This is a genomic window from Streptomyces sp. NPDC029152 (assembly GCF_055564355.1).
The window spans coordinates 317,781-342,716 of the sequence record NZ_JBVHWR010000002.1 but is presented as its reverse complement, the minus strand read 5'-3'; the positions used below and the strand labels follow the sequence as shown (position 1 = coordinate 342,716).

23 protein-coding genes and 1 pseudogene are annotated in these 24,936 nt (G+C 71.7%); 6 read left to right on the top strand and 18 right to left on the bottom strand.

Features of this window, described 5'->3' with window-relative positions:
* Positions 1 to 236 precede the first annotated feature (236 nt).
* The 4 genes from ACZ4V6_RS05435 to ACZ4V6_RS05420 all read right to left on the bottom strand — a co-directional run bounded on the left by ACZ4V6_RS05435 (position 237) and on the right by ACZ4V6_RS05420 (position 5,186).
* Entirely contained in the window at positions 237 to 2,318 is a 2,082-nt protein-coding gene (locus ACZ4V6_RS05435; RefSeq protein ID WP_467822702.1) for a SpoIIE family protein phosphatase, read from the bottom strand.
* 741 nt (positions 2,319 to 3,059) lie between these two features.
* The gene (locus tag ACZ4V6_RS05430; RefSeq protein WP_467822701.1) at positions 3,060 to 3,521 is read right to left on the bottom strand and encodes an AAA family ATPase; all 462 of its coding nucleotides are present in this window, start codon (positions 3,519 to 3,521) and stop codon (positions 3,060 to 3,062) included.
* 128 nt (positions 3,522 to 3,649) lie between these two features.
* Positions 3,650 to 4,318, bottom strand: coding sequence for an aspartate/glutamate racemase family protein (locus ACZ4V6_RS05425; RefSeq protein WP_467822699.1), 669 nt, complete (start codon positions 4,316 to 4,318; stop codon positions 3,650 to 3,652).
* 73 nt (positions 4,319 to 4,391) lie between these two features.
* Positions 4,392 to 5,186: an HAD family hydrolase gene (locus tag ACZ4V6_RS05420; RefSeq protein ID WP_467822698.1), complete on the bottom strand. Its 795-nt coding sequence runs from the start codon at positions 5,184 to 5,186 to the stop codon at positions 4,392 to 4,394.
* Positions 5,187 to 5,718: 532 nt separating this feature from the next.
* Between ACZ4V6_RS05420 and ACZ4V6_RS05415 the strand changes: the two genes are divergently transcribed.
* The gene (locus ACZ4V6_RS05415) at positions 5,719 to 6,351 is read left to right on the top strand and encodes a ScbR family autoregulator-binding transcription factor (protein ID WP_467822696.1); all 633 of its coding nucleotides are present in this window, start codon (positions 5,719 to 5,721) and stop codon (positions 6,349 to 6,351) included.
* A 131-nt stretch (positions 6,352 to 6,482) separates the two neighbouring features.
* Here the strand turns inward: ACZ4V6_RS05415 and ACZ4V6_RS05410 are convergent, their stop codons facing one another.
* The 4 genes from ACZ4V6_RS05410 to ACZ4V6_RS05395 all read right to left on the bottom strand — a co-directional run bounded on the left by ACZ4V6_RS05410 (position 6,483) and on the right by ACZ4V6_RS05395 (position 9,209).
* Entirely contained in the window at positions 6,483 to 7,271 is a 789-nt protein-coding gene (locus tag ACZ4V6_RS05410; RefSeq protein WP_467822695.1) for a recombinase family protein, read from the bottom strand.
* The gene (locus tag ACZ4V6_RS05405) at positions 7,268 to 7,489 is read right to left on the bottom strand and encodes a zinc finger domain-containing protein (RefSeq protein ID WP_467822693.1); all 222 of its coding nucleotides are present in this window, start codon (positions 7,487 to 7,489) and stop codon (positions 7,268 to 7,270) included. Before ACZ4V6_RS05405 ends, ACZ4V6_RS05410 begins: the two co-directional genes overlap by 4 nt.
* A gap of 221 nt (positions 7,490 to 7,710) precedes the next feature.
* Positions 7,711 to 8,478: a response regulator gene (locus tag ACZ4V6_RS05400; RefSeq protein WP_467822692.1), complete on the bottom strand. Its 768-nt coding sequence runs from the start codon at positions 8,476 to 8,478 to the stop codon at positions 7,711 to 7,713.
* Positions 8,475 to 9,209 carry a sensor histidine kinase gene (locus tag ACZ4V6_RS05395; protein ID WP_467822690.1) on the bottom strand — a complete coding sequence of 245 codons (735 nt, stop codon included), beginning with the start codon at positions 9,207 to 9,209 and terminating at the stop codon, positions 8,475 to 8,477. The genes ACZ4V6_RS05400 and ACZ4V6_RS05395 overlap by 4 nt, the downstream gene beginning before the upstream one ends.
* A 251-nt stretch (positions 9,210 to 9,460) precedes the next feature.
* On the opposite strand from ACZ4V6_RS05395, the gene ACZ4V6_RS05390 reads away from it, so the two are divergent.
* A complete protein-coding gene (locus ACZ4V6_RS05390) occupies positions 9,461 to 10,171 on the top strand; it encodes an ABC transporter ATP-binding protein (protein WP_467822689.1) in 711 nt (236 codons plus the stop codon).
* Complete coding sequence (locus tag ACZ4V6_RS05385; protein WP_467822688.1) at positions 10,168 to 12,474, top strand: ABC transporter permease; 2,307 nt, start codon at positions 10,168 to 10,170, stop codon at positions 12,472 to 12,474. Before ACZ4V6_RS05390 ends, ACZ4V6_RS05385 begins: the two co-directional genes overlap by 4 nt.
* 197 nt (positions 12,475 to 12,671) lie before the next feature.
* Here ACZ4V6_RS05385 and ACZ4V6_RS05380 read toward each other — a convergent pair whose 3' ends face one another.
* From ACZ4V6_RS05380 to ACZ4V6_RS05370, 3 genes are all read right to left on the bottom strand, one after another.
* A complete protein-coding gene (locus ACZ4V6_RS05380) occupies positions 12,672 to 13,031 on the bottom strand; it encodes a Tn3 family transposase (RefSeq protein WP_467822687.1) in 360 nt (119 codons plus the stop codon).
* A 124-nt stretch (positions 13,032 to 13,155) separates the two neighbouring features.
* Entirely contained in the window at positions 13,156 to 13,797 is a 642-nt protein-coding gene (locus tag ACZ4V6_RS05375; protein ID WP_467823134.1) for a flavin reductase family protein, read from the bottom strand.
* A 343-nt stretch (positions 13,798 to 14,140) separates the two neighbouring features.
* Complete coding sequence (locus tag ACZ4V6_RS05370) at positions 14,141 to 14,719, bottom strand: hypothetical protein (RefSeq protein ID WP_467822685.1); 579 nt, start codon at positions 14,717 to 14,719, stop codon at positions 14,141 to 14,143.
* Positions 14,720 to 14,979: 260 nt separating this feature from the next.
* Between ACZ4V6_RS05370 and ACZ4V6_RS05365 the strand changes: the two are divergent.
* Positions 14,980 to 15,426: pseudogene (locus tag ACZ4V6_RS05365) on the top strand (ABC transporter permease); the annotation flags it as partial.
* Between the two features lie 107 nt (positions 15,427 to 15,533).
* Here the strand turns inward: ACZ4V6_RS05365 and ACZ4V6_RS05360 are convergent.
* From ACZ4V6_RS05360 to ACZ4V6_RS05335, 6 genes are all read right to left on the bottom strand, one after another.
* Entirely contained in the window at positions 15,534 to 16,334 is an 801-nt protein-coding gene (locus tag ACZ4V6_RS05360) for a GNAT family N-acetyltransferase (RefSeq protein WP_467822684.1), read from the bottom strand.
* 487 nt (positions 16,335 to 16,821) lie between these two features.
* A complete protein-coding gene (locus ACZ4V6_RS05355; RefSeq protein ID WP_467822683.1) occupies positions 16,822 to 17,673 on the bottom strand; it encodes a helix-turn-helix domain-containing protein in 852 nt (283 codons plus the stop codon).
* A gap of 287 nt (positions 17,674 to 17,960) precedes the next feature.
* Positions 17,961 to 18,827, bottom strand: coding sequence for an AraC family transcriptional regulator (locus ACZ4V6_RS05350; RefSeq protein ID WP_467822682.1), 867 nt, complete (start codon positions 18,825 to 18,827; stop codon positions 17,961 to 17,963).
* A gap of 59 nt (positions 18,828 to 18,886) precedes the next feature.
* Positions 18,887 to 19,699: a phytanoyl-CoA dioxygenase family protein gene (locus tag ACZ4V6_RS05345; protein ID WP_467822680.1), complete on the bottom strand. Its 813-nt coding sequence runs from the start codon at positions 19,697 to 19,699 to the stop codon at positions 18,887 to 18,889.
* Positions 19,700 to 19,837: 138 nt separating this feature from the next.
* On the bottom strand, positions 19,838 to 20,179 hold the full coding sequence (locus ACZ4V6_RS05340) for a Tn3 family transposase (RefSeq protein WP_467822679.1): 342 nt from the start codon (positions 20,177 to 20,179) through the stop codon (positions 19,838 to 19,840).
* Positions 20,180 to 20,462: 283 nt separating this feature from the next.
* Positions 20,463 to 21,050, bottom strand: a complete 588-nt coding sequence (locus ACZ4V6_RS05335; protein WP_467822677.1) for a TetR/AcrR family transcriptional regulator — start codon at positions 21,048 to 21,050, stop codon at positions 20,463 to 20,465.
* Between the two features lie 201 nt (positions 21,051 to 21,251).
* Between ACZ4V6_RS05335 and ACZ4V6_RS05330 the strand changes: the two genes are divergently transcribed.
* Both ACZ4V6_RS05330 and ACZ4V6_RS05325 read left to right on the top strand, forming a co-directional pair.
* A complete protein-coding gene (locus ACZ4V6_RS05330) occupies positions 21,252 to 22,325 on the top strand; it encodes an alpha/beta fold hydrolase (RefSeq protein WP_467822675.1) in 1,074 nt (357 codons plus the stop codon).
* A gap of 101 nt (positions 22,326 to 22,426) precedes the next feature.
* Positions 22,427 to 23,704: an MFS transporter gene (locus ACZ4V6_RS05325; RefSeq protein WP_467822673.1), complete on the top strand. Its 1,278-nt coding sequence runs from the start codon at positions 22,427 to 22,429 to the stop codon at positions 23,702 to 23,704.
* A 616-nt stretch (positions 23,705 to 24,320) separates the two neighbouring features.
* Here ACZ4V6_RS05325 and ACZ4V6_RS05320 read toward each other — a convergent pair.
* The gene (locus tag ACZ4V6_RS05320; protein ID WP_467822671.1) at positions 24,321 to 24,908 is read right to left on the bottom strand and encodes a hypothetical protein; all 588 of its coding nucleotides are present in this window, start codon (positions 24,906 to 24,908) and stop codon (positions 24,321 to 24,323) included.
* Between the last annotated feature and the right edge of the window lie 28 nt (positions 24,909 to 24,936).

Here is a 24,936-nt window from a genome sequence, read left to right as displayed (position 1 = left end):
GGGAACGGAACCTCGCCGGTGATCCGGCGTTCTTCCACCAAACGGTGCGCCTCCGCGGCACCGGCCGGGGGAAGGACGCGGCGGATGCGTGGCGTCAGCCGGCCGTTCTCGACCCCCTCCGTCACCGCCGGGTCTCCGGCGGAGGCGGCCGCCGCGGCGCCGCCCCGGTGACGCGGGCGCCGGGCGTGGGCACCGGACACCCGTCTCCAGGGCTGAGCCGAGAACGCGTCCTCCGCTCAGCCCGACGGGGCCCGGCGCAGGAGGAGCACGGCAATGTCGTCGGTGCGCTGCCCGCCGGGACCAGCCGTTCTGAGCAGGTCGTCGACGAGCGTGTCCAAAGGGCGGTCGCCGACGCGGGCGAGTTGCCGGGCGAGGCGGGCGATGGAGTCGTCGAGGTCCGCCCCCGGCTCTTCGATCAGGCCGTCCGTGTAGAAGGCCAGCACGGCTCCCGGGCCGAAGGAGACTCGGGTCACGGGGAAAACGGCGTCGGGCTCGATGCCCAGGAGAGGTCCGGGCAGAACGTTCACGGGAGAAGCGGCGCCGTGAGGGTCGCGCAGTACGGGTGGCGGGTGGCCCGCACTGGCGAGCGCCACCTGTCCACGAACGATGTCGACCTGTGCGTAGAGGCAGCTGGTGAACAGATCGTGACCCAGATCGGTCAGGAGCCGGTTGGTACGGGTCAGAACTTCGTCCGGGGTCGCACCGAGGGCCGCATGGGCGTGCACTGCCGTACGCACCTGTCCCATGAGGGCGGCCGCGGAGGCGTTGTGTCCCTGGACGTCACCGATGACGGCCGCGGCGCCGACGGTCCCGAGCGGGATGAGGTCGTAGAAGTCGCCGCCGATGTCCATGCCACGGGTGGTGGGAAGATAGCGGGCCACCACCTGCAGGCCGGTGAGCGCGGGGAGGGTACGGGGCAGGAGCGCCTGCTGGAGGCTGTGGGCGAGGTCGTGCTTCGTGTCGTAGAGGCGGGCACGGTCCAGAGCCTGGGCGATCAGCCCGGCGAGCGAGGTCAGCACGGCACGGTCCGCCGCGGAGAACACGTGCGGACTGTCGTACGACAGGACGCAGACCCCCACCGGCCGGCCGGAAACGATCAGCGGCAGGAAGGCCCAGGCTTCTTTGCCGCTGACCACGGGCGCTTCCGGGTAGATGCGCCGCATCTCGGCCGGATCCGAGAAGAAGGCGGGGACACCGCTCCCGAGGGCACGCCCGGCCGGCGTGAAGGCGGTGTCGAGGGGCAGGTGGTCGAGTTGTTCCACGGCACCGGCCGGGTAGCCGCGGTGACCCGTGATCCGCAGGCGGCCCGCCTCGGCCATGGACAGCACCAGGCCCTGTGCCCCGAAGGCCGGCATGACCTGGTCGGCGACCAGGTCGATGACGTCCTTGACGCCGACCACCTCCGTCAGCCCCGCCGCCAGGTGTACGAGCTGGTAGAGCTGCCCGGCACGGGCCGGCGCGGAGCTGCGCGGGGAGCCGGGGGACGCGGGCGCCGACGGCGGGCCGGCACCGGAGCGTACGATGCGCACGCTGATGCCGCTGGCGTCCGGGTACAGGTGGAAGTCCAGCCAGTGGTCCGGTGGGCGGCACGCCGAGAAGACGACGGGTTCGCGGCCGATGACGGCGGCGCGGTAACGGTCCTCGTAGGTGGGCTCGTCGAGCCAGCGCAGGGATTGCCAGGGCAGTGTGCCCAGCAGTTGGTCGGCGGGGCGGCCCAGCAGCTCGCAGGCCCCGGAGCTGACGTACGTGAACCGCCCTTCCAGATCCACGGAGCAGCTTCCGCCCGGCAGGCGCTCCACGAGGTCCGCCGCGGCCAGTTCGTGTGTCATGGACGGTAGGCCGGTGCCCACGGGGACGACGCGAGGTCCATCGGCCGGGGCCGTGCTCGAGCTGCCCGCCGCGGATTCCTCCAGGAGCCGGGCCAGGCGCTGGCAGCTGGACTCGATGTTGCCGCGCTCCCGGGCGGTCATGTACGGCGGCCGGCCGGCCGGCCAGATCAAGAGCATCGCCCCGTGCGGCCGGATCCCGATGACCGGAGCGGCGACCAGGGCCAGCGGGTAGGGAAGCGCCATGGCGGTGCGCGGATAGAAGCGGGCCATCTGCTCGTGACTGCTCACCCACACCAGACGTTCCTCGCGGACCGCGTCGGCCACCGGTGCCGACGCGGTCAGCGGCACCCGCGACCAGGGGGCGGCGAACTCGGCCGGGGCCCCGCTCAGCAGCTGCAGACGTAGCAGCCGACGGTCCGCTTGCAGGAGGAACAGAGCGCCGACGGAAGCGCCGGTCCGGCGGACCGTGTCGGCGAAAGCGATTTCCACCGATTCGTCCGCGGAGGATGGATCACCTGCGCTGACCACGGGACACCTCCTCGGTGAACGGGGAAGCCGACTACCCGAGCGTAGAGCCGCCCGTACGAGGACGTTACGCCGACGCGAACCGGTCGGCGCGCGGCCCAGCCCCAGGACGCGCCGCGGAAGCCGGGGGTACGGCACCCTTCCGCCCTCCGCTGGAGCCGGTCGCGCCGGCATCTCTTTCGACCTGACAGGCACCCGATGGGAGCAGTCGCCGTTCCGAGCGGCCGAGTCACCTGGCGGAAGAGGGCACCGCCTGCTGCCCGGACCACGACGGACACGGTCCGGGGCCGGTCAAGAAGCGCCCGAGCCGCCCGGTGGACGTCCCGGCTGCGCGGCAGTGTGCCGTCCCCCCGGTCCTTGCCGCGTCCGGTCCGTGGGACCAGGGGGTGACCGCTGCCGCGACGGGCTGCGGAACGAGCCGCGTCGGTCCGTTTCGGACCGGAGTCCCACGTCGTGGGTCCCGGATTCCCACGTCGTGGGTCCCGGATCCCTCTGCGGGGTCCCGTCAGCGGCTTCGTCGGCGTCCTGGTCGTTGCCGCCGGAGCCTTCCGCGCCTTCGCACGCCGGGTGTCGTACTTCTTGCTTCCGGGCTCGGGCATGTCCATCGCCACCCGGCCAGGACGAGCCCGACGGCTGCTCCGACGGCACACGCATCCCTCGTCCAGCACCAGCCGTGGAGCCCGCGCGCACGCGATCCCGGCCGCCTCACCCCCGTACCGCGAAGCCGCCGCAGCCGTCGAACCTCACCTCGCGGACCGCGTCGAACCCGTCCGCCGCGGTCGGCTCCCGCAGGCGTTTCGCCGTCGCCAGGACGCCGACGTCCGGGACACGCTCACGGCCCTCGCGGGCGGCGTTGCGGCGCAGTGAGCCCGCCACGTCCGGAGGGAACCAGTACGCCGTCGCCGTCACCCCCCGTGCGTGGGCCGCCTCCACCAGCGGGGCCCACTCGGCCGGTGACGGATTGGTGTTGTCCACCGCCACCGGCCGGGCGGCCGCGAGGTGTTCCGCCAGCAACCGCATCTGCCGCCGCTGCTTGTTCCTCGCTCGCGGCGGGAACAGGTCCTTGCTCACCAGCGCGTACCGCCCCGACAGGCAGCGCGCGTAGAAAGTGGACTTGCCCGACGCCTGCAGGCCGATCAGCACGGCCACGTCCAGCCCGGTCGCCATGCCCACCACGATGCCACGACGACCGGGACGGCGTGGACGGAAGCACGGGGGGTGCGGCACTCACCGACCCGCCGTCTGCGCGGGACGGGCGCCCGTTTCGGTGTTCCCGACCCTCCGACGACGGGGGTTCACCTCAGCATCCCCCGTACCGCCCGGCAGGCGGCCGGGACCGGGCCGACGACCGGGACGGGGAAGCGGTGCCGCAGCGCCTCGGCCGCCTCGCCCAGCGGTCCCCCTCCGATGACGACGGCCTCGGCGCCGTCCTCGGTCACGCAGGCGCCGACCGCCTCGGCCAGCCGCTCCCGCATGACGTCCGGGTACGCGGCCAGGCGCAGGGGGTCGCCGGGGGTGAGCCGGAGACCGGTGTACCGGTCGGACCACCCCAGCCGGTCGACCCGCGCGGCGATGGCGGCGGCCAGACCGGGGGTGGTCGTGGCGATGCCGAACCGGCGGCCGTCCGCCGCGGCCTCGGCCATGGCGGCCTCGGCGATCCCCACGACGGGAACACCGGCCCACGCGCGCAGTTCCTCGACCCCGGGGTCCCCGAACGCCCCGACCACGAAGGCCCGTACGCGCCCGCCCGCCGGCCCGTCGAGAACGCCCCGCGCCGCGGCGAGGACGCGAGGTGCCGAGGCGAGCAGCGCGTCCTCGGCGACCAGCATCGGCGGCCCCTCGGCCACGGTGACGCCGAGGACCTCGTATCCCTCGTCGGGGCGGAGGGTCCGCCGGGCGATGGAGGCCATCATCCGGGTGGTGGCCTGCGAGGTGTTGGGGTTGATCAGGGCGACGGTCGTCACGTGGGGTTCTCCGCTGTCTCCGCTGTCGGCACCCACCATGATCGGCGCCTCGCCCTGCGGTGCGGGACGCCCCCTACGTCGGCGTGGGGTCCTCGTCGGCGCGTTCGGCGCCCCGGGCCCGGGCCGGCGCCCCCTCCCGCGCCCACGCCAGCACCTCCCCGGTGTCCAGCCCCGTGATCCAGACGTCGGCGTGCCCGCTGTCACCGCCGTTCGGCAGCGGCCCCACCCCGATCACCCGCAGACCCGCGCGCCACGCCGACTCGATCCCGGTGAGGGAGTCCTCGACGGCGAGGGCGGCCGCTGGAGGGACGCCGCACAGGCGCGCCGCCGTGCTGTAGACGTCGGGCCACGGTTTGGGCCGCACCACCCGGCTGTCCTCACCCTGCGCCAGCGCCTTCGCCGCCTCCTCCGCGCCGGGCTCGCCCGGCATCACCGTGGGCACGACGACGTGGCGGAAGTACCGGCGCAGTCCGGCGCGGCCGAGGCTCTCGTCCACCACCTCCAGCGGGCAGTTGCTGGCCACCGCCAGCGGAACACGACGGGCGCACAGCCTTACGAACTCGGCGGCGCCCGGCATGGTCAGCGGGTCTTCCGCGACGAGGGACAGGAAGTGCCCGAGGAGCGCCGCCGTCAGCTCCGTGGCCAGTTCGGGCTTGTTCGTCTCCTGGGCCATGAGGCGCCCGCAGTCGACGTAGTGCACGCCCTTGGCGCGTTCCGCGAAGCCCGGCGGCGGCAGCAGTCCGAACTCGCGGAAGGCTCGGTTGCGGGCGTCCTGCCAATGACGCTCGGTGTCCATCAGGGTCCCGTCGCAGTCGAAGACGATGGCCTCGGGGAACCAGTTCGGGAGAAAACGTGACGTCGGTGCCACGGTGGCCTCCTGGGGGGCGAGCGGTCACGCGCGTCGCGGAACCGCGGAGCGAAGTGCTGCGGCCCCCGGGACGGGCCTCCAGGGCCGTCGCCGTTCCGTCGTCGATCCCTTCGAACGGAACGATTCGCATTTCGGGGCATCAGCCACAAAAGAAAAACATTGCGACGGCTACGTTATTTCTGTCCCGAAAGGCAGCGCAATCACCATTTCGAGTGCTCGACCACGACACGGAAAGGGTGTACGCGACCCTTGGCGTTGAGACCGGATCCGCGTTTCCGGGCCCGTCAACGCCTCTCGGGAAAAAGGGACTTGGCACAGTCCCCGGCGGCGCGCGCACTCCACCGACGTGCAAGGATGCCGTCGTCCGACGGAGCGGGAATCAGCCCTGAAGAGTCACTTGCCACTCGCGCGCGTGCGCATTCGAAAGAACGTGCAGTAACGGCGCGCGGTTGACGTCTGTTTGCTCCAGGCGTACGCGGGCGCACTACATTTTCCGTCGTTCATCCCACAACGAGCCGAGGGGCACGGGACCGTGCAGGAACGGGCCAGAGAAACCCGCAGATCACTCCTGGAAGCGGCCGCCTGGCTCTTCGCCCGGCAGGGATACGCGGGGACCAGCGTCAACGAGATATGCGCCCGGTCCGGACGGACCAGCGGCTCCGTCTACTTCCACTACACCAACAAGGAGGGCATCGCCCTCGCCGTCGTCCGCGACGGCTTCGCCACCTGGCCCGGCCTCGCCGCGCGGTACGACGACCGGACCGTGCCGCCGCTCGACCGCCTCGTCGACCTGAGCTACGAGATCGCCCGCGCCCTCTCCGAGGACCCCCTGACCCGCGCGGGCGCCCGCCTGTGGGCGGAGCGCAACACCATCAACGTGCGGCTTCCCGACCCCTTCGTCCTCTGGACGGCCGCGGCCACGCGGCTGCTCGCCCAGGCCCGCAACGAGGGTCAACTGGCCGCCCACGTCCGCCCTGCTCCCACCGCCCGCACCCTGGTCCGCGCCTTCTTCGGCTTCTGCGCCCTCACCGAGGCGCTGGAAGGGCCGGACGCCCTCACCCGCCGCCTCGCCGACTGGTGGCACCTGACCCTTCCCTCACTCCAGCGGGATCCGCGTCCGGCGCGGATCCCGGCGTCCACCGCCGCCGGACCGACCCGGTGGTGATCGGCCCGGCGGCGGCCTCATCGTGCGGGTGACGAGACCGCGTCCCGGGTCCGATCGCTGTCGGCCGCACCCCGGCCGTGGTGGCCCCGTTCTCGTACAGCTGCCGCCATCGGACAAGCAGTTCTCTGTAGTCAGAGTGTCGCTCGGTCAGGATGAGCAGTGCGAGGTCCGGGAAGTTCGCCGGCCTGAAGGGCGGCGAAGTCGGCGTGGGCTCGTTCGACAGCTTCGGGGTACGTCTCGCGCTTGGCGTGCTCGGCGAGCGCCCGGTAGATGCCGGCGACGGAGGGATCCTGTCCCTTGCGCTTGCCGGTGGGGGTGATCAGGTCGGGCTGGATCCGCTCGACGGACTCGCCGCCTGCCCGGCGCCGCAGCACGGTGTACAGCATGTCGTCGGTGATGACTGGTGGTCGGCCGCCGTGCCCGCCCTTGCGGGCCGCGGTGTCGAGTCCCTCCGGGGACGACTCCCGGGTGTCCTCCCGCTCGGTCTCCGCCAACGCCGCGAAGAACGCGAACAGCAGCCTCCCCGGGCCGGTGGGGCCGTAGATGCCGGGCAAGGGACCGGCGGGCATCTCCAGGACCAGGCCGTGGGCGGTGAGTCGGTCGGCGAGCGTGGTCAGCTCGGCGGCGTCGCGCCCGAGCCGTTTCATCTCGTACACCGTGAAGATGACCCGGCAGTGCGGGGCGCGCGCCTTGACCTCCCGCGCCGTCCTCAGCGCCTCCTCGAACCGGGGGCGGACCCGCACCCGGGTGCCGGTCTTCTCGCTGAAGATCTTGTCCCTCGGGATGCCGTGCTTGCCGAGTGCGTCGAGCTGGGAGTCGAGTTCCTGGCCGAGGGTCGAGCATCTGGCGCAGCCGAAGCGGATGTCCGCGCTCGGCAGGTCCGGGTCGACCGGCGCCGAGGGCGGGGGCCCGGCCGTCACGGCCGGCCCGGTCCCCTGTCCGCCGGGGCCAGCACCCGCAGCACCTTCTTCAGCCGGGGGGCCGTCGTGAAGCGGCGGGTGTGGCAGGCGGAGGCGACCGCGCCGCCGCGCGAGCGGCAGGGCGGGCCGGGCTGTGCGCCACACTTCGGACAGGCGTGCTGTTCGACGTCGCCCGCGTCCGACCGGTCGGCCGGGGAAGTCTGCCGAGGGCCCGTCATGGGCCTGGTTACTCGCGTGGCGCAACTCTCAGAACAGGGTCCGCCCCGCTTTTGAGCGAGAGCAGGTCATGAGAACCGAACCAAGATCAGCGGGGGTCCGACGGCCCGTTGTCGATCTTGCTCCGGCAAAGGAACGTCTGTGAGAACTCCTCCGGTGGATCGAGAGCATCCTGGCCGGCCTGACGCCATTGCCCTGTCCACGCCGACGGCACGGTCGAGCATCAAGCGCCAGAGCGGAACCGACCGGGGGTGAAAACGGCCTGGCGATCGAGGTCAGCGGATGGCGCGGATTCGCCGGGTGCGACGAGTCCCGTCTCGTAGGCGAGAACGACGGCCTGGGCCCGGTCCCGCAGGGCCAGCTTGGCGAAGATCCGGGCCACGTGGGTTTTCACCGTCGCTTCGCTCAGTGTCAGTTCCTGGGCGAGTTCGGCGTTGGACAGGCCCTTGCCCATGAGTGTCAGCACCTCGCGTTCGCGTGGTGTCAGTACAGCAAGGTCGCGGTGGACGGCGGGGAGTGTCGAGGTCGGAGCGGTCCGTGCGGCACTGGAGGCGTAGCGTTCCACCAGGCGGCGGGTGATCGAGGGGGCGAGCAGTGCGTCACCGGTGTCGACGAGGCGTACGGCGGCTGCCAGGTGTGCGGGCGTGACGTCCTTGAGGAGGAAGCCGCTGGCGCCGGCGGCGAGGGCGGCGTAGACGTAGGAGTCGAGGTCGAAGGTGGTCAGCATGATCACTCGACAGTCCGGGACCTGCGCGAGGATCTGGCGGGCGGCTTCCAGGCCGTCCATGTTCGGCATGCGGATGTCCATGAGGACGACGTCGGGACGTAGGCGGCGGACGGCTTTGACGGCCTCGGCTCCGTCCGCGGCTTCGCCGGCCACGTTGATGCCGCGTGCGGTCAGGATCAGGCGGAAACCGGTGCGGACCAGCTCCTGGTCGTCGGCTATCACGACGCGGGGGGCGGGGTCGGTCGGTGTGGTCGGTGTGGTCATGGCCGGTCCAGTGGGATCCGGGCGCGGACACGGTAGCCACCGCCCAGACGGCGCCGGGCGTCCAGGTCGCCGCCGTAGACGGCGACCCGCTCGCGCAGGCCGAGCAGTCCCCGCCCCGCTCCGCGGGCCTGGCCTGCAGCCGGACGGCTGCGAGGCCCGGCAGCGTCGCCGGTCAGGACGCTTGGTCCGCTGTTCAGGACTTCGACGCGCAGGTAGTGCTCCGCGTACCGCACCGTCACCTCGGCTTTCACTCCGCCGCCGTGTTTGAGGGCGTTGGTCAGCGCCTCCTGGATGATCCGGTAGGCGGTGACATCGATCCCGGTCGGCAGCGGCCGGGGCTCCCCGGAGATCCGCACCTCCACGGGCAGGCCGGCGAAGGCGATCCGGTCGATCAGCGGGCTGAGTCGGCTCAGGCTGGGCTGGGGTGCCAGGTCCTGACCGTGGGGTGGTTCGTCGTCGCCGCCTTGTGCGGGGGCGAGCAGGCCGAGCAGGTGCCGTAGCTCGGTCATGGCGGTCCGCCCTGCGCTCTCCACGGCGCTCATCGCGGCCTCGGCCTCGTCGGGCAGGGTGGCCAGCACCTCGCGGGCGGCCCCGGCCTGGACGACCATGAGGCTCACGTTATGACTGACGATGTCGTGGAGTTCGGCCGCGATCCTGGCCCGCTCGGTCTCGACCGCGGTCCGCGCCGCACTCTCGCGCTCCCGCTCAAGCAGCCAGCCGCGCTCTTCCATGCCTGCTCGGTATCGCCGCCGCGCCCGGATGAGCGCCGCACCCAGAACGACAACTGCGGCGTACGCCGCCACCAATGCCGCGCCCAGCCAGATCAACCCTGAACTCCCCACCCGCACAAGCCTCGCAGCTCGGCATGCCCATACGCCTCATGCTCCGGATCCAGTTTCCCTACATCCCCAGGATGACCTGCGGGGCCGGTTACATCCGGCGGGGGACGTCATACCCGTCGCGCCGCTTCTAGGTTCATGCCATGACAACTGATCTGGACAGCTCCCAGCAGGTCGTCGTCCGGCTGGACGATGTCCACAAGGAGTACGGCGACGCGAAGGCCCTGGACGGCGTCTGCCTGGATATCCGCGCCGGGGAAGCGGTCGCGGTGATGGGGCCCTCCGGGTGCGGCAAGTCCACGCTGCTCAACATGGTTGCCGGTCTGGACCGCCCGACGTCGGGAACGGTGCAGGTCCACGGCCAGGACCTGGGAAAGCTGAACGAGACGGGGCTGGCGCTGTTCCGGCGGCGACACATCGGCATGATCTTCCAGTTCTTCAATCTGATCGACGACCTGCCCGCCCTGGACAACGTCGCGCTGGCCGCTCAGCTGACCGGCACGTCCGCCCGGCAGGCCCGCCGCCGCGCGCTGGAACTCCTCGGCGAACTGGGCATCGCCGACCGCAAGGACACCTACCCGGCCGCATTGAGCGGAGGCGAGCGTCAACGAGTGGCCGTGGCCAGGGCGCTGATGAACCGTCCGGCCCTGCTGCTGGCCGACGAGCCGACGGGCGCGCTGGACAGCCGCTCGGGAGAGCAGGTCATGGACCTGCTGATCGACCTCAACCAGATCGGGCAGACCTTGCTGATCGTCACGCACGACCCGCATCTGGCCACCCGCTGCGCCAGCCGCCTGATCGAGGTCGCCGACGGCCGAGTGGCCCGCGAGAGCACGCTGGAGCCGACCGCATGAGCGCCGTGTGGAGGGCCTCGCGGGCGGCCGTCGAACGCCGCAGGCTCCAGACGATCGTCATCGGGCTCGTGGTCCTGTGCTCCACCACGACCGTCCTGCTCGGGCTGGGGCTGCTCACCGCAGCCTCAGCCCCCTTCGACAAAGCCTTCGACCAGCAGCGCGGCGCCCACACGGTGGCGGCGTTCGACCTGGAGAAGGCCTCGCGTGCGCAGCTGGCGCAGACGGCCCGCCGCCCCGGCGTCGAGGCCGCCGCCGGACCCTTCGGACAAGCCGTCCTGGAGATGCCCCACGACTGGCTGTGGATGTCGGCCGGTTCTCTCGCCGTCGTGGGCCGGGCCGACCCGGACGGCCCGGTGGACCGCATCCGTCTCCTCGAAGGCCGCTGGGCCACCGCTCCCGGTGAAATCGTCGTCAACTGGCCCGTCGACGGCACGCCCGGCCCTGACCGGCTCGGCACCAGGCTCAAGGCGCGCGGCGCCCCGGCCCTCACCGTCGTCGGGTTCGCCACCAGCATGAGCAAGTCGGCCGGGGCCTGGGTCTCACCCGAGCAGATGGCCCAACTGCACCCGGTGACCGTCCAGATGCTGTACCGCTTCACGAACGCCGCGACCGACCAGGAGCTGCGTACCGGCCTCACCACAGCCACCGCCGAATTGCCCGCCGGTTCGCTGACCACCACGCAGTCCTACCTCACCCTCAAGCGGGCCTTCTCCGCACAGGCCGATGCGTACCTGCCGTTCATGACGCTCTTCGGCGTCCTCGGCCTTCTGGTCTCCGTGCTGATCGTCGGGAATGTCGTCAGCGGGGCAGTCGTCTCCGGGCACCGGCACATCGGCGTACTCAAGTCGCTGGGCTTCACCCCGAACCAGGTGGTGGCGGTCTACCTGACGATGGTCTCCGTCCCCGCGGTCATCGGCTGCGCCATCGGCACCCTGATCGGCAACGCGGTGGCCAGCCCCATCCTGAAGGTGGCCTTCTCCGGCATCGAAACGGGCAGCGCCTCCATCGGTATCAGTTGGTGGCCGTCCGCCGCATGCCTGGTGGGCATGCCCACCCTCGTCGTCGTTGCCGCCCTGGTCCCCGCCGTGCGCGCACACCGACTGTCCGCGGCCCAGGCGATCACGGCAGGCAGCACACCACGGACCGGACGCGGACTGAGCATCCAGCGCCGACTCAGCGGAACCCGGCTACCGCGTGCCGTGAGCCTGGGGCTGGGCCAGCCGTTCGCCCGGCCGGGCCGCTCCCTGCTGACCATGGCGGCCATCGTCCTCGGGGTCACCACCGTGACCCTGACCACCGGTCTGGCCAGCACCATGGTCGCCTACGGGAACGCCGGCAAGGGCGACGGTTCCGACCGGGTCGATGTGCAGGCAGACGTGCCCGCGCGTGGCCGGAACGCTCCGGAACCGGGCGACCGGCAGGCCGAACAACGACTGCGCTCCCTGCCCGGCGCGGACCAGGTGACCGCTCGCGCGCTCACCAAGGTGGGCCTCGCCGGATACACGCAGACCGTATTCGCGAACTTCTACCGCGGGGACACCCAGGACCTCGCCTCCGAGATCGTCAAGGGGCACTGGCCGACCCGCGCCGGGGAGGCCGCAGCCGGCCCGGCGTTCCTCAACCAGCACGGGTTGTCGGTAGGCGACCGGGTCACCATCCAGATGAACGGCAAGCAGGCGCCCGTCACCATCGTGGGTGAGCTCATGGAAGGCAACGCCCAGGCACTGGACTCCAACTGGCAGACGCTGACACGACTCGACCCGACCACACAGGCGGCCGAGTACACGGTCCGGCTCGCGCGTGGCGCCGACGCCCAGCGCTACATCACAGCGGTCAAGGCGGCCGATCCGGCCCTCCGTCCCGCACTGCGGCACTCGGACGACACCGCCACCACGACCGTCGTCGGCTTCGCGTCGGTGTTCACCGTGCTGCTGACCGTCGTCGCAGCACTCGGCGTCTTCAACACCGTCCTGCTCAACATCAGGGAGCGGCGCCGCGACCTGGGCATGCTCAAGTCGATCGGAATGACGCCGCGGCAGGTCATGGTGATGGCCGTGTCATCCGTCGCGGCTCTGGGAGTGGCCGGCGGGTTGCTGGGGATCCCCCTGGGGATCGTCGCGCACCGGCTGGTGGTGGATCACGTCGGGGTGATCTCGTTCCCGGAATCCATGAAGCAGGTCTGGCACGTGCCACAGCTGGCCGCCCTCGTTCTGGCGGGCGTGACGATCGCCGTCCTCGGTGCGCTGATCCCGGCGAGGTCGGCAGCGCGGCTCACTATCGCCCAGGTGCTGCGCAACGAGTAGCTCTTCTTCCCTCGGCGAGTACCTCCGCCGGGCCGCCCCCGTCCTCCCTCATGATGCTGATCGGGCGTACGGTCCGGTGCCGGCTGCCCGGCCTGCGCGCCTGGCACGCTGCGCGGGCCGGGCAGCGTGGCCACTGGGGTGAGGTCGAGCCGGTTGTCCATGTCGAACTCGAACCGGCCGTAGGGGTTCACGTGGGTTCAGAACAGCGGGGACAGCGCCCGCCGGGCGGCGCCGGTGAGCCGGTCGGCCCACTCCGGGTCAGCAAGGATCTGCCGGAGCAGCGGGGTGTTGACGTGGACCAAGGCGGACCGGAGGAGGTGGAGGGACAGCATGGACACCTCCTGGCTGTCCTTGTCCTGGCCGGTCAGATCGCCGTCCTTGCCGTAGAAGAGGCCCTTGTCGGCGGAGTTCCGGTTCTCCACCACCTGGAGCCCTTCGTGGATCTCCCGGCGCGTCCCGGCATCCGCAAGGTAGTCGCAGCTGAACGAGGTACGCACCGCGCGCCCCAGTTCCTCGGGGGAGCGGCTCAGGTTCTCCGGCGGACCGCGCGTCGACACATCGTTGCCGCCGTCAGCATCGATGGATCGAATTGCCTGCGGCAGGTGCGGTCGAGCCGCGCGGTCGCTTCACGGGATCGTCCCGGTCGTCGGCACTCGCTCTGTCCTTCAGGTGCTCCGTGGCTCAGCCGCGCACTGCTTCGGTCGGCCCCAGGATCTCCCAGGCGGTGGCGAGTCGGGAGGGACGCAGGTTGCGGCCGTCGCCGTAGAACTCACAGAATTTCATGATCAGCGGATCCCACCGGTCGGCGTCGATGTGACGCCGGTTCTCCGGCACCAGAAGATCCTCCTCGACGTGCACCCGTACGATCCGGGTCTCGACGGCCACGAGTCCGGAGTCCTCGTCCTCGAAGGGATGCGTACGCGTCACCCGGGCTTCGAGCTGGACAGGGGATTCGGCCACGCGCGGCGCACGAACCACCTGGGAGGGCACCGGTGACAGTCCTGCCGCGGCGAACTTGTCGGGCTCGTACCGATAGCCCTTGCGCACCTTGTGTCCGGGCACGACCGGACTACCGGTCAGCAGAGCCATGCGGTCGACCGCGCCGGCCAACGCGGACGAGGCCAGATTGAGCACGCACTCTCCGGTGCGGGTCAGGTTCTCGGTCGTCCTGGACGTCTGGTCCAGGCCGAGCATGCACGACCGCCCCACCCACCAGGCGGACGACATCGGCGCGAGATTGGCGGAGCCGTCCTCGTTGCACGTGCTCACCAGGACCACGGGAGTGCCGAAGTACAACACCCTCGGTTCGATCGTGCGGTGCATGCGGTTGTTTTCCTTCTTTCGGCAACGGATCGCGGACAGGCCCTCGGGGACGTCCGGAAGGCACCGCTGGTCCACTGTGTCCGCCTCGGCACTGCGACGCTTGCGGAAATCGGACATCACGTTCCGCCCCTCTCGGCGCGGACGTGGACCGACCACCGCACAGCCCGGTCCGACCCGGACCGCGTACAGCACCGCCCCGCTCACCCCGGTCCACGACGCGCTGCGACTGCCGGCCGCCTGGGCCGCCACCGGGGGCGCCCCCGCAGCCGGCGACCACACCAGCAGCCGAACGGCATCCCGTCCTCCTCGCCCCGGCCCCACGCCGCTGGGGCGCGCGCGTGTCTCAGCAAGGGCGCAGGGCTTCGAGCTCGTCCGCACGGCGGTGGTCTTTGGGGCGGCCGAGCGAGCGCCGCATGAGGATCAGATCGTCCAGGCCGACGTAGTGGATGGCGAAGCCGGCCGGATCGCGGGTGCCGACCGCACGGACGAGGCAGGACGCGACGTCCATGCCGCCCCAGGGCAGGGCGGGCGTGCACAGGTCGCCGCTGACGCCGGTCACCCGGTAGGCCACCTGGGACCGGGTCAGGTCGGGCAGGTCCGTGCAACCCGTGCCGGCAAGGGCGTCGTACAAAGCGTGCGCCTGCTCGGGTGTACCGTCCCACAGCAGGTCGAGGTCGCCGGTCAGCTCGATCGAGCCGTGCATGATGCCGGCGACCTGACCTACGACCACGGCTCGCGAACCGGCCTCGTGCAGGGCCTGAAGGAAGGGGAACGGATCGAAGCCGCGCGCACCGTCCGTGGCGAAGGTGCCGGCGGTGTCATCGGCGTCCTCCGGTCCGAGCCCCGTAGCGGCACGTTCTCGGGTGGCCTCGTGGATACGCCGGACGGCCTCACGAAGTCGCAGGGCGGCAGTCTCGTTCACCCGGCCCATTCAACCGCAAGCACAGCGAGCCGCGTGCGGGGCAGCGGGCTCTGCGGAAGACGCGCCAGGGCTTCAGTTCCACGGCGCTCCGTTCGACCGGCGCCCGCGCCGCCGACCGGGTCCGGCCGGTCGTCCGCCGGGTCACGGTGAAGTCCCGGCGCGGGAGTCGTCTGATCGGCGCTGTCACCTACGACGGCGGCGCCGGCGCCTTCCCCACCACGTCCGGGGAACGGGACCGGACGCGCGATCGGCGTGCCGGCCGGCTTTCCCGTCATCCGTCGGGTCTCCGACCGGTTCGGGTCACCGCTCCACTCAGAATGGTCTTCACCGCGCGTACCGTCGGCCTGGGCACGGTGGCCCTCCTGGTGGGCGGTGCGGGGGTGGCCGACACCATGGTCGTCCCGGTCCTGGAACGGCGTCAGGAGATCGGCCTGCGCCGCTCGTCGGGTGCGACCCGCAACGCCGTCCGGCTCCAGTTCCTGACCGAGTCGCTGCTGCTGTCGGCGTTGGGCAGGGCGGCGGGCGCGCTGCTGGGAGCGGCGGCGACGTACGGTTTCGCGCGGGCCCGGGGATGGACCGCGGTGGTCCCTCCCCGGTCCGCGGCGGGGGGCCTGGGCGCCATCCTCCTGATCGGCGTGCTCGCGGGGCTCTCTCCGGCGATCCGCGCCTCCCGGCTCCATCCGACGAAGACCCTGCGAGCCGTGTGAGGGGGCGTACAGCGCCGTTCCAGGCGGTGCCGGCCGCCGCCCCCTCCCGCGCCGTGATCGGCCCGGCTCGGGAAGGGAACACCACGGCTCTGCGGCGACAGTCCTGGTCAGCCCTTCAGCGCATAGAACCGGAGGGGAGAGTTCGGTTCGAAGCCGATGCGCGGGTACACCGGTGCGCCGGCGACCGTCGCGTGCAGGGTGGCGCGGGTGAGCCCCGTGGCCCGGGCACCTTCGTACAGGGCCTTACGCGTCACCGCCTCCCCGTACCCCCTGCGCTCCCACTGCGGGTCGGTGGCGACGAGCGCGACGAAGAGGCGGCCCTCCGCCTCCACCGAGGCCGCACAGGTGACGGGGACCTCGTCCCGCAGCCCCAGGTAGGCGTGGACCCGCTCCTTCCACAGCGAGGAGCCGGCCAGGCCGTCCCGTCCGTCCTCCAGCGGGAAACCGTAGGCACGCGAGTTGATGTCCGCGTAGGCCTGGAGCTGCTCGTCGCCGGTGACGCGCACGAACGTCAGGTCGGGGTGGAAGGGCTCGGGAACGGGCAGCAGGTCACCCGCCATGCCCGTGCCGGGGAAGGCGTGTTCCAGACCGGCCTGCCCGGCCGCCGTGTCGAGCACCGCGCGTGCTTCCTCGTCCAGGAGGTCTTCGAACACCCACAGGAAGCCCGGGTGTTCCTTCTCCCGCATGATCTCCGCCGCCTCGTGCAGGCGCTGCTTCAGGAGCAGGGCGTCCGCGCCCACATCGGTCAGCGTGACGCAGTTCCAGAAGGCGAAGCGGCAGTCGGCCCAGCGGACGGCGACGCCCGGAAGGTCCCGTACGTCCGCGTCCGGTTCCCGGTCGAGCACCATGAGCCGCCAGACCGTGGCGAGCTGCTCCATCGATTCGATCGAGTCCGCGAGACTGTGCACCGGCACTCCTTGAGGCTGTGTGGGGAGAAGCGTCGCTCGATGATGCCCGAAACGGTGCCGCCCCCGCCCTGTCGACGAAGGCGGCGACGACCCCGGCGGGCTCTTCGGCCGCCCGGGGAACCGGGTCGCCGGCCTTGTTCACGGACGACGGCTCCGGTTCGGCTCCTGCGGCGCGGCCGCTCCCGTCACGCCGGATTGTCGCGGCCGTCCGGGGACACACGGGAAGGGGACGAACCCGACCGGGACGAATCGAGGTCCTCGTGCGACGACGCCGACACACCGCGCACTTCACACGGACGAACGCTCCGGCGAGTCGCACTGGGCGCCTGTGCGCCGGCGCGGCGCTCCGTGCGGACGTCGCCGCGGAGGCGAGAAGGTGACCGGTGGCCTGTCTCCCCTGCGGAACCGACACGCTGCCGCGGTCTTCATCGTCGTCATGTACTCGCTGCTCGGGGCCCTGTTGTCCGCCCTGTTCGCTGTGGGGCTCTCACGCAGCGACGCCTGGGGAGGCGTGGCGGCCGGCGTGGGCGGGGCCCTGGGAGCCGCTCTCGGCGTGTGGCGCATCCGACGCACCCCCGAGGACGAGCGTGCCGATGAGAACACCCGTTAGCGCGGCGGGGTTCGGCCCTGGAAGCCGGGTGTGAGTGGTCGGCGTACAGAAAGTGCCGCCGAGATCGATCTTGCTGGAGTCGGGCTGCTCCGTTGGCGCCTCGATCTGGCGGGGCACAGCGCCGACGCGTAGCTCGCGCAGGTCCGGGACGTGGTGGTAGAGGGTGCCGAGGGAGACGCCCAGCAGCTTGGCGATCGAGGTGATCGAGCGGCCAGGGCCGGGCAGTAGGCCGCGGGCGGCGCGTATGACCTCCTCGGTCGCGACGCTGGGGCGGCCACCGGCGCGGCCGCGTTCGCGGGCGGCGGCCAGGCCCTCGTCGGTGCCGACGACGATGACTTCGCGGACGAACTCGGCCAGGGCGGCTCGGTACCGGTTCCGGCCGCCGTTACGGGCGATCTCACGGGAGACGGTCGAAGGGGATCGGCCCAGCCGCTCGGCCACCTGCCGGGCCGGCTCCCCGGCGCCGGTGCCGCGGGATATCTCCTCGCGCTCGCTACCGCTCGGATGCCGCTGCGAACACGTCTGCGGGGCGAGGCGGACGCCGCCACTCTGGTACAGGAAGCGACGGGCGTGCTGCATCGGCGCCCCCGGCGCCCGCCCGATCAAGCTGAACGACTCCCCCTCACGCCAGCGTCTCCACATCTCGTCCTGCTGAACCGGCGAAAACCCGTGGTCACGCACCTGTGCCTCCACGACCACACGATCATCCGAAGGTGGTACGTCGATCACTTGAGGGCTCCTTCGTTCTCCGAAGATCACCTCGCGAGACCGCCCGGACCCCGCAGAGCCTTCAAGAACTCCTTCAAGAACCTCGCGTACAGCGCGTATGCGGGGTACGAGTCATGGCTGGAGCGGGACCCGCTGATCCCGCTCGGCTTCCACCCGGGCCATGGTCGGGATCGCTTTCCAGCCGGTCTGGCCGCACCGGCGTCTCGATGTGACGGAGCGCTTCGGTTGGTGCGACAGGCCGGCCCCGAAGAACTCGCCCACGCCTGCCCGGGGGCATGCCGATGTGTTCAGCCGTGCTCGGGCTCCACCGGGAGCCACAGTTCGGCGTCGGCCTCGGTCTTCTCCGGCGACTGGTGGGTGCGCAGGATTTCGGGGCCGGTGCGGGTGCGGTACGGGTTGGAAGGGAACCACTCGGTGAACACGTCCCGCCACAGCTCCTGGATGGCCTGTGGTGCCGGCCCGGAGGTGGTGAAGACCGCCCATGTGCCGGCCGGGACGGCCAACGTGGTCGTGCCCTCCGGAGCGGCCGCGGAGGTGATCACGCCATGGTGGTAGTCGAGTTCAGTGCCCTCGGCGCGGCTGGGGTCCATGCCGTCACAGACCGCGACGATTCCGTGCGGCTCCTGGTCCGACAGCTTCTCCAGGCGCTCCAGAGCCTGTGGGGCGATCCCACGGACAAAGTCCATGATCGCCTGGTTCGGGCCCGCGTGCACCAGCGGTACCCGGGTCTTGAACCCGACGACGGTGAAGTCCGCCCTGTCCACGACGCGGTACCGCATACTGCTGCTCCCTTCGATGACGAGGCGGAAGGCCATCCGGGACTGGGAGTTGAGCGCGGCGCCGGTACGCCGGGCCTCGCCTGGTCCGATGCCGTGCATGGCACGGAACGCCCGTGCGAACGCCTCACCGGAGCTGTAGCCGTAGCGCATCGCGATCTCCAGCAGCGTTTCACGCTTCGCGAGTACTTCGGCGCCCGCGAGGGTGAGCCGACGGCGCCGGACGTACTCCGACAGCGGCATGCCCGCGAGCGCGGAGAACATCCGGCGCAGGTGGTGCTCCGAGGTGGCCGCGATGCGTGCCAGCTCCCCCGTGTCGACGGCCTGGTCGAGATGGCATTCGATGTGCTCCATGGCCTGGTTCAGCCGCTCCAGCATGCCCGGCCTCCCTCCTCCCTCTTCACGGCCACCTTGCCGACGGTACTCGTGAAGCACTTCTACCCAGCGCTGTGGTCGGTTCCGTCCCCGTCCTGGCCGGGGGTACCCAGTCCCAGACCCCGGCGGATCGCGATCTCCACGGGCGAGTAAGCGCCGTCGGCCCGCTCCAGTTCGTACGGCGCAGCCGGCATCAGCGGCGGCTGGGCCATGAAGCGCGGCCGCACCCCATGGTGCGGTTGCGCAGCGTGCACCAGGAACGGATGGCACAAGAAGACGTCGCCCGGGGACCCGGTGGCGAGGGCGAGTGGCCGGTGGTCGGACGCCGCCACCAGATCGGGTCCGAGGGTCAGCCCGCTCGCCCCCTCATCCCCGTACTTCTCCAGCACCTTCGGCACGTCGAGGTGTGAGCCGACCCGGATCCGGGTCGGGGCGTCCTCCTCACCGACCTCGCTGAACAGGAACAGCATCAGCAGTGCCCGGTCCTGGGAGCGCAGATTCGTGAAGTACCAGCTCTCGCCCTCCGGCAGATAGCTCCCCTCGATGTGCCAGCCCGCATCGTCCGGCTCCTCCTCGTGCGGGAAGCGCAGCGGGAACGTGCCCAGCGAGTAGCGCGGCTCCCAGCGTCCCGCGCCGACCAGCAGGTCGTACGCGTGCTGCAGGGACGGGGAGTTGGGCGCGGCGGCGAACGGTCCCTGCGCCATGCCGCCCACCCAGTGCACGGGCTGCGTCCACGTCGACGGGTCGTCCGGGTCGCAGCCCGTCTCCCGCCACAGCAGCCGCGCGCAGTCCGCGGCCACGCGCGGCGCGACGGCGCCCTCCAACTTCACGAAGCCGTCGCGAAGGAAACGGGATACCAAGGTCGTGTCATCCATGCCCCCATCGTGCGGTGGTACCGGCCCCGATCACCCGACATTCTCCGCACCGTCTTTGTCGGGTATGAGGATGGGCGTGTGGCCCCCGGTCACGCCGCCCGCCTGAGCTCGTGCCCGGAAGAGGTGGCGCGTCGGCCGTCAGCCTTCGTCGTCTTCGCAGGCGTCCGGGTCCCGGAAGGGACGGAGGTCCTGGCCGGGGCCGCTGGCCTTGATGTTGAACAGGTGGCGGCCCAGGAAGTTGATGCGCCTGTCCTTCGGTGGGGAGAGCCGGGCGACGTCCTCGCCCTTGACGTCGTGGCCCCCGGCGCGGAGCTGGGCGACGGCGGCGTCCAGGCAGCGGGTGTTCCCCAGCACGACGGCATGGAGAACGAGACCCGCACCGGCCAACTGATCCTCCTGGCCTTCGCGGCACGCCCGACAGGTGGGCCAGCCGACCAAGTTCAATCTCAGCGGCACTTTATGTACCGCAACTCCTCGCATCCGGAAGCTGCGACGGCTGCCCCTGCGTGCCGGGGGCGAGTTCCTCGGGAGCGCGGTCCTCGTCCGGCCGGAGCAGACCGTGACGGCAACCGTCCGGGCGGTCCGGGGCCGGCTCGATCCCCGTTCCCGGTGCCGAACCGAACCGTCCTCCCACGCCGCCCGGCGACGCCTGATCCCCACGAACCCTCCGCGAGCCGGGCCCCGTCGCGCGGGCCGAGCCGGGCCCCTCGTCACCCGCGCCGCACGTTCGACTCCCGTGGCACACACCGTCGAGGCGATGCGCTCAGGCGGGCCATGCCCGCAGGGCCGTCTCCACCGTTTCCCGGAGCTGCTCACGGGGCACACCGCTCGCCGCCTGTACGGCCACCCCGTAGGCGACGGTGAAGACGTAGCGCGTCAGGGCCGCGGGATCGCTGTCGGGTGGCAGGTCGCCCTCGGCCCGGGCGGCCCGGAACCGTTCGCAGATCCGCCTCTCGCCCTGCTTCCGCCATTCGGCGAGCAGCTCGTGCGCTGCCGCGTCGGGCGTGCCGGGCGCCAGGGCGCCCTGCACCGCGAGACATCCGGCGGGGCGGTCCGGGAGCGTACCGGCGACGGCAGCACCGTGGAGCACGTGCTCGGCGACGGCCTTGGCCGTCGGTTTCCGCACGGCTTCGAGGAGGTAGCCGGCCGGCCCCTCCCCGTAGCGGTCGAGGACCTTGCGGAACAGTTCCTCCTTGTTGCCGTAGGCGGCGTACAGGCTGGTCTTGGTGATGCCCATGGCTTCGGTCAGGTCGGACAGCGCCGCGCCTTCGTACCCCTGGCGCCAGAACACGTCCAGGGCCTTCTCCAGCGCCTGGTCGGCGTCGAAGGAGCGGGGACGGCCTCTCGCCATGGCTCCCTCCGAGGATTTCCGCACCGGTCGGTCCACATCATACGAGCCGCCTACCCGGCCGCACGTCGGCTCTCCCAACCAAGGCCTTTTCCGTCGAGGGGTGTTGACGCCGGGCGGTGGCGTCACTCTAATCTGTACCGGTCGGTACTTAAATAACCGCGGCCCGCGCCGCGGACCTTCCCTCCAAGGAGTCGCTCCTCCATGGCGCGTCGGTCAACACCACCCCTCCTCCCCCGCCTCCGGACGCTGCGCTTGCTGCTCCTCGCGCTGCTGGTGGGCGCGACCACCCTGTCCGGAACGGCTTCAGGAGCCCCTGCCACTTCGGCGGCGCCCCCGTGCGTCGCTCCGGAAACGCCCAGGAGCACCGGCTACGACGCGGCGACGCGACACGACTCGGCGTTCAACCGCGCCTTCCGGCACTGCTTCACCACCGTCCGCGGAACACAGATGCACTACGTCATCGGGGGCACGGGGCCACAGACGACGGTCCTGCTGCACGGATGGCCGGAAAGCTGGTTCGAGTACCGCGAGGTGATGCCCCGGCTCCTCGCCGGGCGTACGGTCATCGCGGTCGATCTGCCGGGGATGGGGGATTCCACGGGCCGCCCCGCGCGGTACACCAAGACCGTGCTCGCCGGCTACGTCCACGACCTGCTGGTCCGGATCGGCGCGCCGCGGGACGTACGGTTCGTCGCCCACGACTTCGGGGTCGGCGTGGCCTATGCGCTGGCCGCCCAGCACCGCCGGCAGGTGGCCGGGCTGTTCCTGATGGACTTCCCGCTCGCCGGGAAGAACCTCTCCTTCACCACCGATGTCCGCCCCCTCTCCTGGCACTTCGCGTTCAACACGCAGGACCCGCTGGCGGAGCGGCTGGTCACGGGACGCGTCGGGACGTTCCTCGACCACTTCTTCCGGCACAGCCAGATCTCCGGCCCTCCGCAGCCGGGTGCCGACGCACCGAGCCCGGTCCCGCCGCGATCGCTGGCCGAGTACACCAGGGTCTTCTCCCGCCCTCAGGTGCTGCACGCGGGTTTCGAGCTCTACCGCACCTGGACGCGGGACGAAGAGGAGAACAAGCGCCTGCAGCGGATTCCGCTCACCGTTCCGGTCCGGCTGCTCACCCAGGACGGGCTCACCGGCCTGATGCTGCCCCCGGTACGGGACGCCGCCCCGGCGGCGACGGGCACCGACGTGGACGGAGCCGGGCACTGGCTCCTCGAGGAGCGGCCGGACCGCGTGGTGGCGGAGATCGACGCCTTCTACCCAGCGCGGTGAGGGGCTTGGTCCGCTCGCGCTTGTTGAGCTGCTGAAGCTCTCCGGGCCGTCCGCTGCGCCCGCCGCACCGGCAGGCCCGGTCCCTGGGCGGCCCGCGACGTGTGATCGGCATCGCCTCCCGCCGGGTGGCCGGCCGGGCCACCCGTGGGGGGTGTCCTCGGCCTCGCGGCCGTCTCGGGGCGGCTCCGACAGCGCAGGCTCGAGCGCCCGGGCACAGGGGACGGATCCTGAGCCGTACCTGGGCGAAGGGCGCGGGCACCGCCGGTCAGACCTGGTCGACGAGGCCGAGAAACACGGCGAGTCGCTGCCGCACGCCGTCCCCGCCGGGGTCACCCGGCCGGCCGCGGACCCCTGGACCGGGGTGGGGGTCGGCCTTCCTGGTCAACCTTCCCGTCATCGCCCTGTTCCTGCTCTTCGCGCCGGTCCTGCTCGGCGAGGTGCGCGCGTCCCGGCCCGGGCGGGTCGACGCGCTCAGCGTCGCGACCTCCGCGGCCGGCCTCCTGCTCACGATCTACGGTCTCAAGCACGCCGCGGCCGAAGGCGTCTCCGCCGTCCCCGTCGTCGCGGTGCTGGCGGGAGCGGCGTTGCTGACGTGGTTCGCTCTCCGGCAGCGGCGCCTCGAACATCCGCTGGTGGACTTCTCGCTCTTCCGTGACCGCGTCTTCACGGTCGCCGTCATCACCGGCCTCCTGCCGCTGGCCGCGTGGTCGGCGACCGCCTACCTGGCGGGCGTCTACCTCCAGTCCGTCCTCGACCTGGCGGTCCTGCACGCCGCGCTGCTCGCGCTGCCCGGAGCTGTGGTGCTCACCACCACGTGCATCGTCACACCGATGGTGGTCGACCGGATCGGCAAGCGGACCGCCCTGATCATCTGCCACTTCTCCATCGCGGCGGGTCTGCTGCTCCTGCTCCCGACCACGATCACCGGCGGCGTCGGCTGGTACGTCGCTTCCACGGTCGTCGCGGGCCTCGGCTACGGCATCTCCTTCGCCGTGGTCGCCGACACCGCCGTCGGAGCCGTTCCCGCGGAACGGGCCGGCTCGGCGGGCGCGATCGCCGAGACCAGCAACGAGATCGGCAACGCCCTCGGCATCGCGCTCCTCGGCTCGCTCGCCGCGCTGATCTTCCGGATCCAGGGACCCGGCCTCGCACCCACCCTCGACGAGACACTTCACGTGCCGGACCTGGCACCCCCGGTCGTCGAGGAGGCGGAGTCGGCCTTCGTCGCCGGCCTGCACGTGGCCGCCGTCGCGGCCGGCGTCCTGCACCTGGCGCTCGGTCTCCTCGCGCTGCGCTGGCTCACCGGGCCGACGACGCCGAAGGGCCCCGCCGACGCCCCTCCCCAGGACGCACCGGAGCGAGCGGTGAACCCGGTCTGACACGTCAAGGCCGGTGCCTTCACGGCTGATCCGTGGACGGAGTACCTGGGCACGCCGAACGAGGAGTTCACCGCCTGTTGCGAAGGCCGCGCGGAACCCGCAGGCCGGGCATCTTGAGCAACAGCTTCGTCGGTGTCCGGGCGAGGGACGACGCTGTATCGCTTCGGCGAACTGGTGGAGCAGCTCGCCTGCTCGTACGAGGCCGGCATCGAGAGTGCCTGACCTGGTCGCGTTCGAGGCCATCTGCGCCGGCTGGGACGTGCGGCCGGGCAACCGCCTGTTCCTCGACGATGTCGCCGTCGACGTCGACGTCGACCGGGCTGCGGGCGTGCAAGCGCATCCGTTCGAAGACAACGCCGGACCATCACGCGCGCCAATGCCCGTCTCGGCGCCGGGCCCTCGGCCCCGGGCCGTGTCCCGCCCGGGTGACGTCGGCCCGGCCGGCCTTCTGTCATCGCCGTCGACGACCACGTGCCGAACCACGGTTCGGCACCGTAGGCCTCAAAAGCTCTCCCCCTCGGTGAATCCCGGCCTCGCCGTGAGACGCATCGAGCGGGCGTCGGCGGTCCGGGTGGCGAGCATCACCGGCTCGCCGGGAAGGGTGCCGGCGAAATCCTCAGCGTTCCTGCCTGGACCGGCGGCGGCCCGGGCGCTGGGAGGTGCCTCGGGAACGCCGCCCGGGAACGCCGGCGTCCTCGGCGGGCGCCGCCACGGCAGGCGAGGAGAAGCCGACCGCCACGCCCGGCCGGGCCGTACCCGGAACCTGCGCGGCCTTCGCAGCAGGCGGCTCGGCAGAACGGCCGGGGCGGGTGGCGCGGGCCAGGACGGTGGCGTTGGGGATGAGCGGGGCGCAGGTCTCGCAGACCTCTTCGACGCTCCAGACGCGGCGCATGACCGGGTCGTGGCGCAGGATGAGCAGGACGGCGCCGGCGCAGTGGGTCTTGGTGTCGGGGTGGGCGCCGCAGTGCTGGGCGCCGCAGTGGCAGAAGGCGTGGGGGCGGACGGTGGCCGCCTTGGCGTGGGCGGCGGCGTGCCGGGCGGCGAACGCGCGCAAGCCGGCGAGGTCCTCGGAGCGGGGCGGCATCCGGCACGCTTCGGTGCTGCAGGTGACCGAGGCGGAGGTTCGGCCGTGGCCGACGATGCGGACGGTCCAGGACCGCCCGGGGACGCGCTCGGTGGAAGGTTCGGTGTGCACGGTCGTCACGGCCGCTTGCTCCAGGGTTGCTTGAGTC

Coding starts and splice junctions, on each gene's coding strand:
- ACZ4V6_RS05430 (WP_467822701.1), bottom strand. CDS start 3,521: ATGGCGACCGGGCTGGACGTGGCCGTGCTGATCGGCCTGCAGGCGTCG.
- ACZ4V6_RS05405 (WP_467822693.1), bottom strand. CDS start 7,489: ATGACGGGCCCTCGGCAGACTTCCCCGGCCGACCGGTCGGACGCGGGC.
- ACZ4V6_RS05400 (WP_467822692.1), bottom strand. CDS start 8,478: ATGACCACACCGACCACACCGACCGACCCCGCCCCCCGCGTCGTGATA.
- ACZ4V6_RS05395 (WP_467822690.1), bottom strand. CDS start 9,209: ATGGAAGAGCGCGGCTGGCTGCTTGAGCGGGAGCGCGAGAGTGCGGCG.
- ACZ4V6_RS05390 (WP_467822689.1), top strand. CDS start 9,461: ATGACAACTGATCTGGACAGCTCCCAGCAGGTCGTCGTCCGGCTGGAC.
- ACZ4V6_RS05385 (WP_467822688.1), top strand. CDS start 10,168: ATGAGCGCCGTGTGGAGGGCCTCGCGGGCGGCCGTCGAACGCCGCAGG.
- ACZ4V6_RS05375 (WP_467823134.1), bottom strand. CDS start 13,797: ATGCACCGCACGATCGAACCGAGGGTGTTGTACTTCGGCACTCCCGTG.
- ACZ4V6_RS05350 (WP_467822682.1), bottom strand. CDS start 18,827: ATGCTGGAGCGGCTGAACCAGGCCATGGAGCACATCGAATGCCATCTC.
- ACZ4V6_RS05345 (WP_467822680.1), bottom strand. CDS start 19,699: ATGGATGACACGACCTTGGTATCCCGTTTCCTTCGCGACGGCTTCGTG.
- ACZ4V6_RS05340 (WP_467822679.1), bottom strand. CDS start 20,179: ATGCGAGGAGTTGCGGTACATAAAGTGCCGCTGAGATTGAACTTGGTC.
- ACZ4V6_RS05335 (WP_467822677.1), bottom strand. CDS start 21,050: ATGGCGAGAGGCCGTCCCCGCTCCTTCGACGCCGACCAGGCGCTGGAG.
- ACZ4V6_RS05330 (WP_467822675.1), top strand. CDS start 21,252: ATGGCGCGTCGGTCAACACCACCCCTCCTCCCCCGCCTCCGGACGCTG.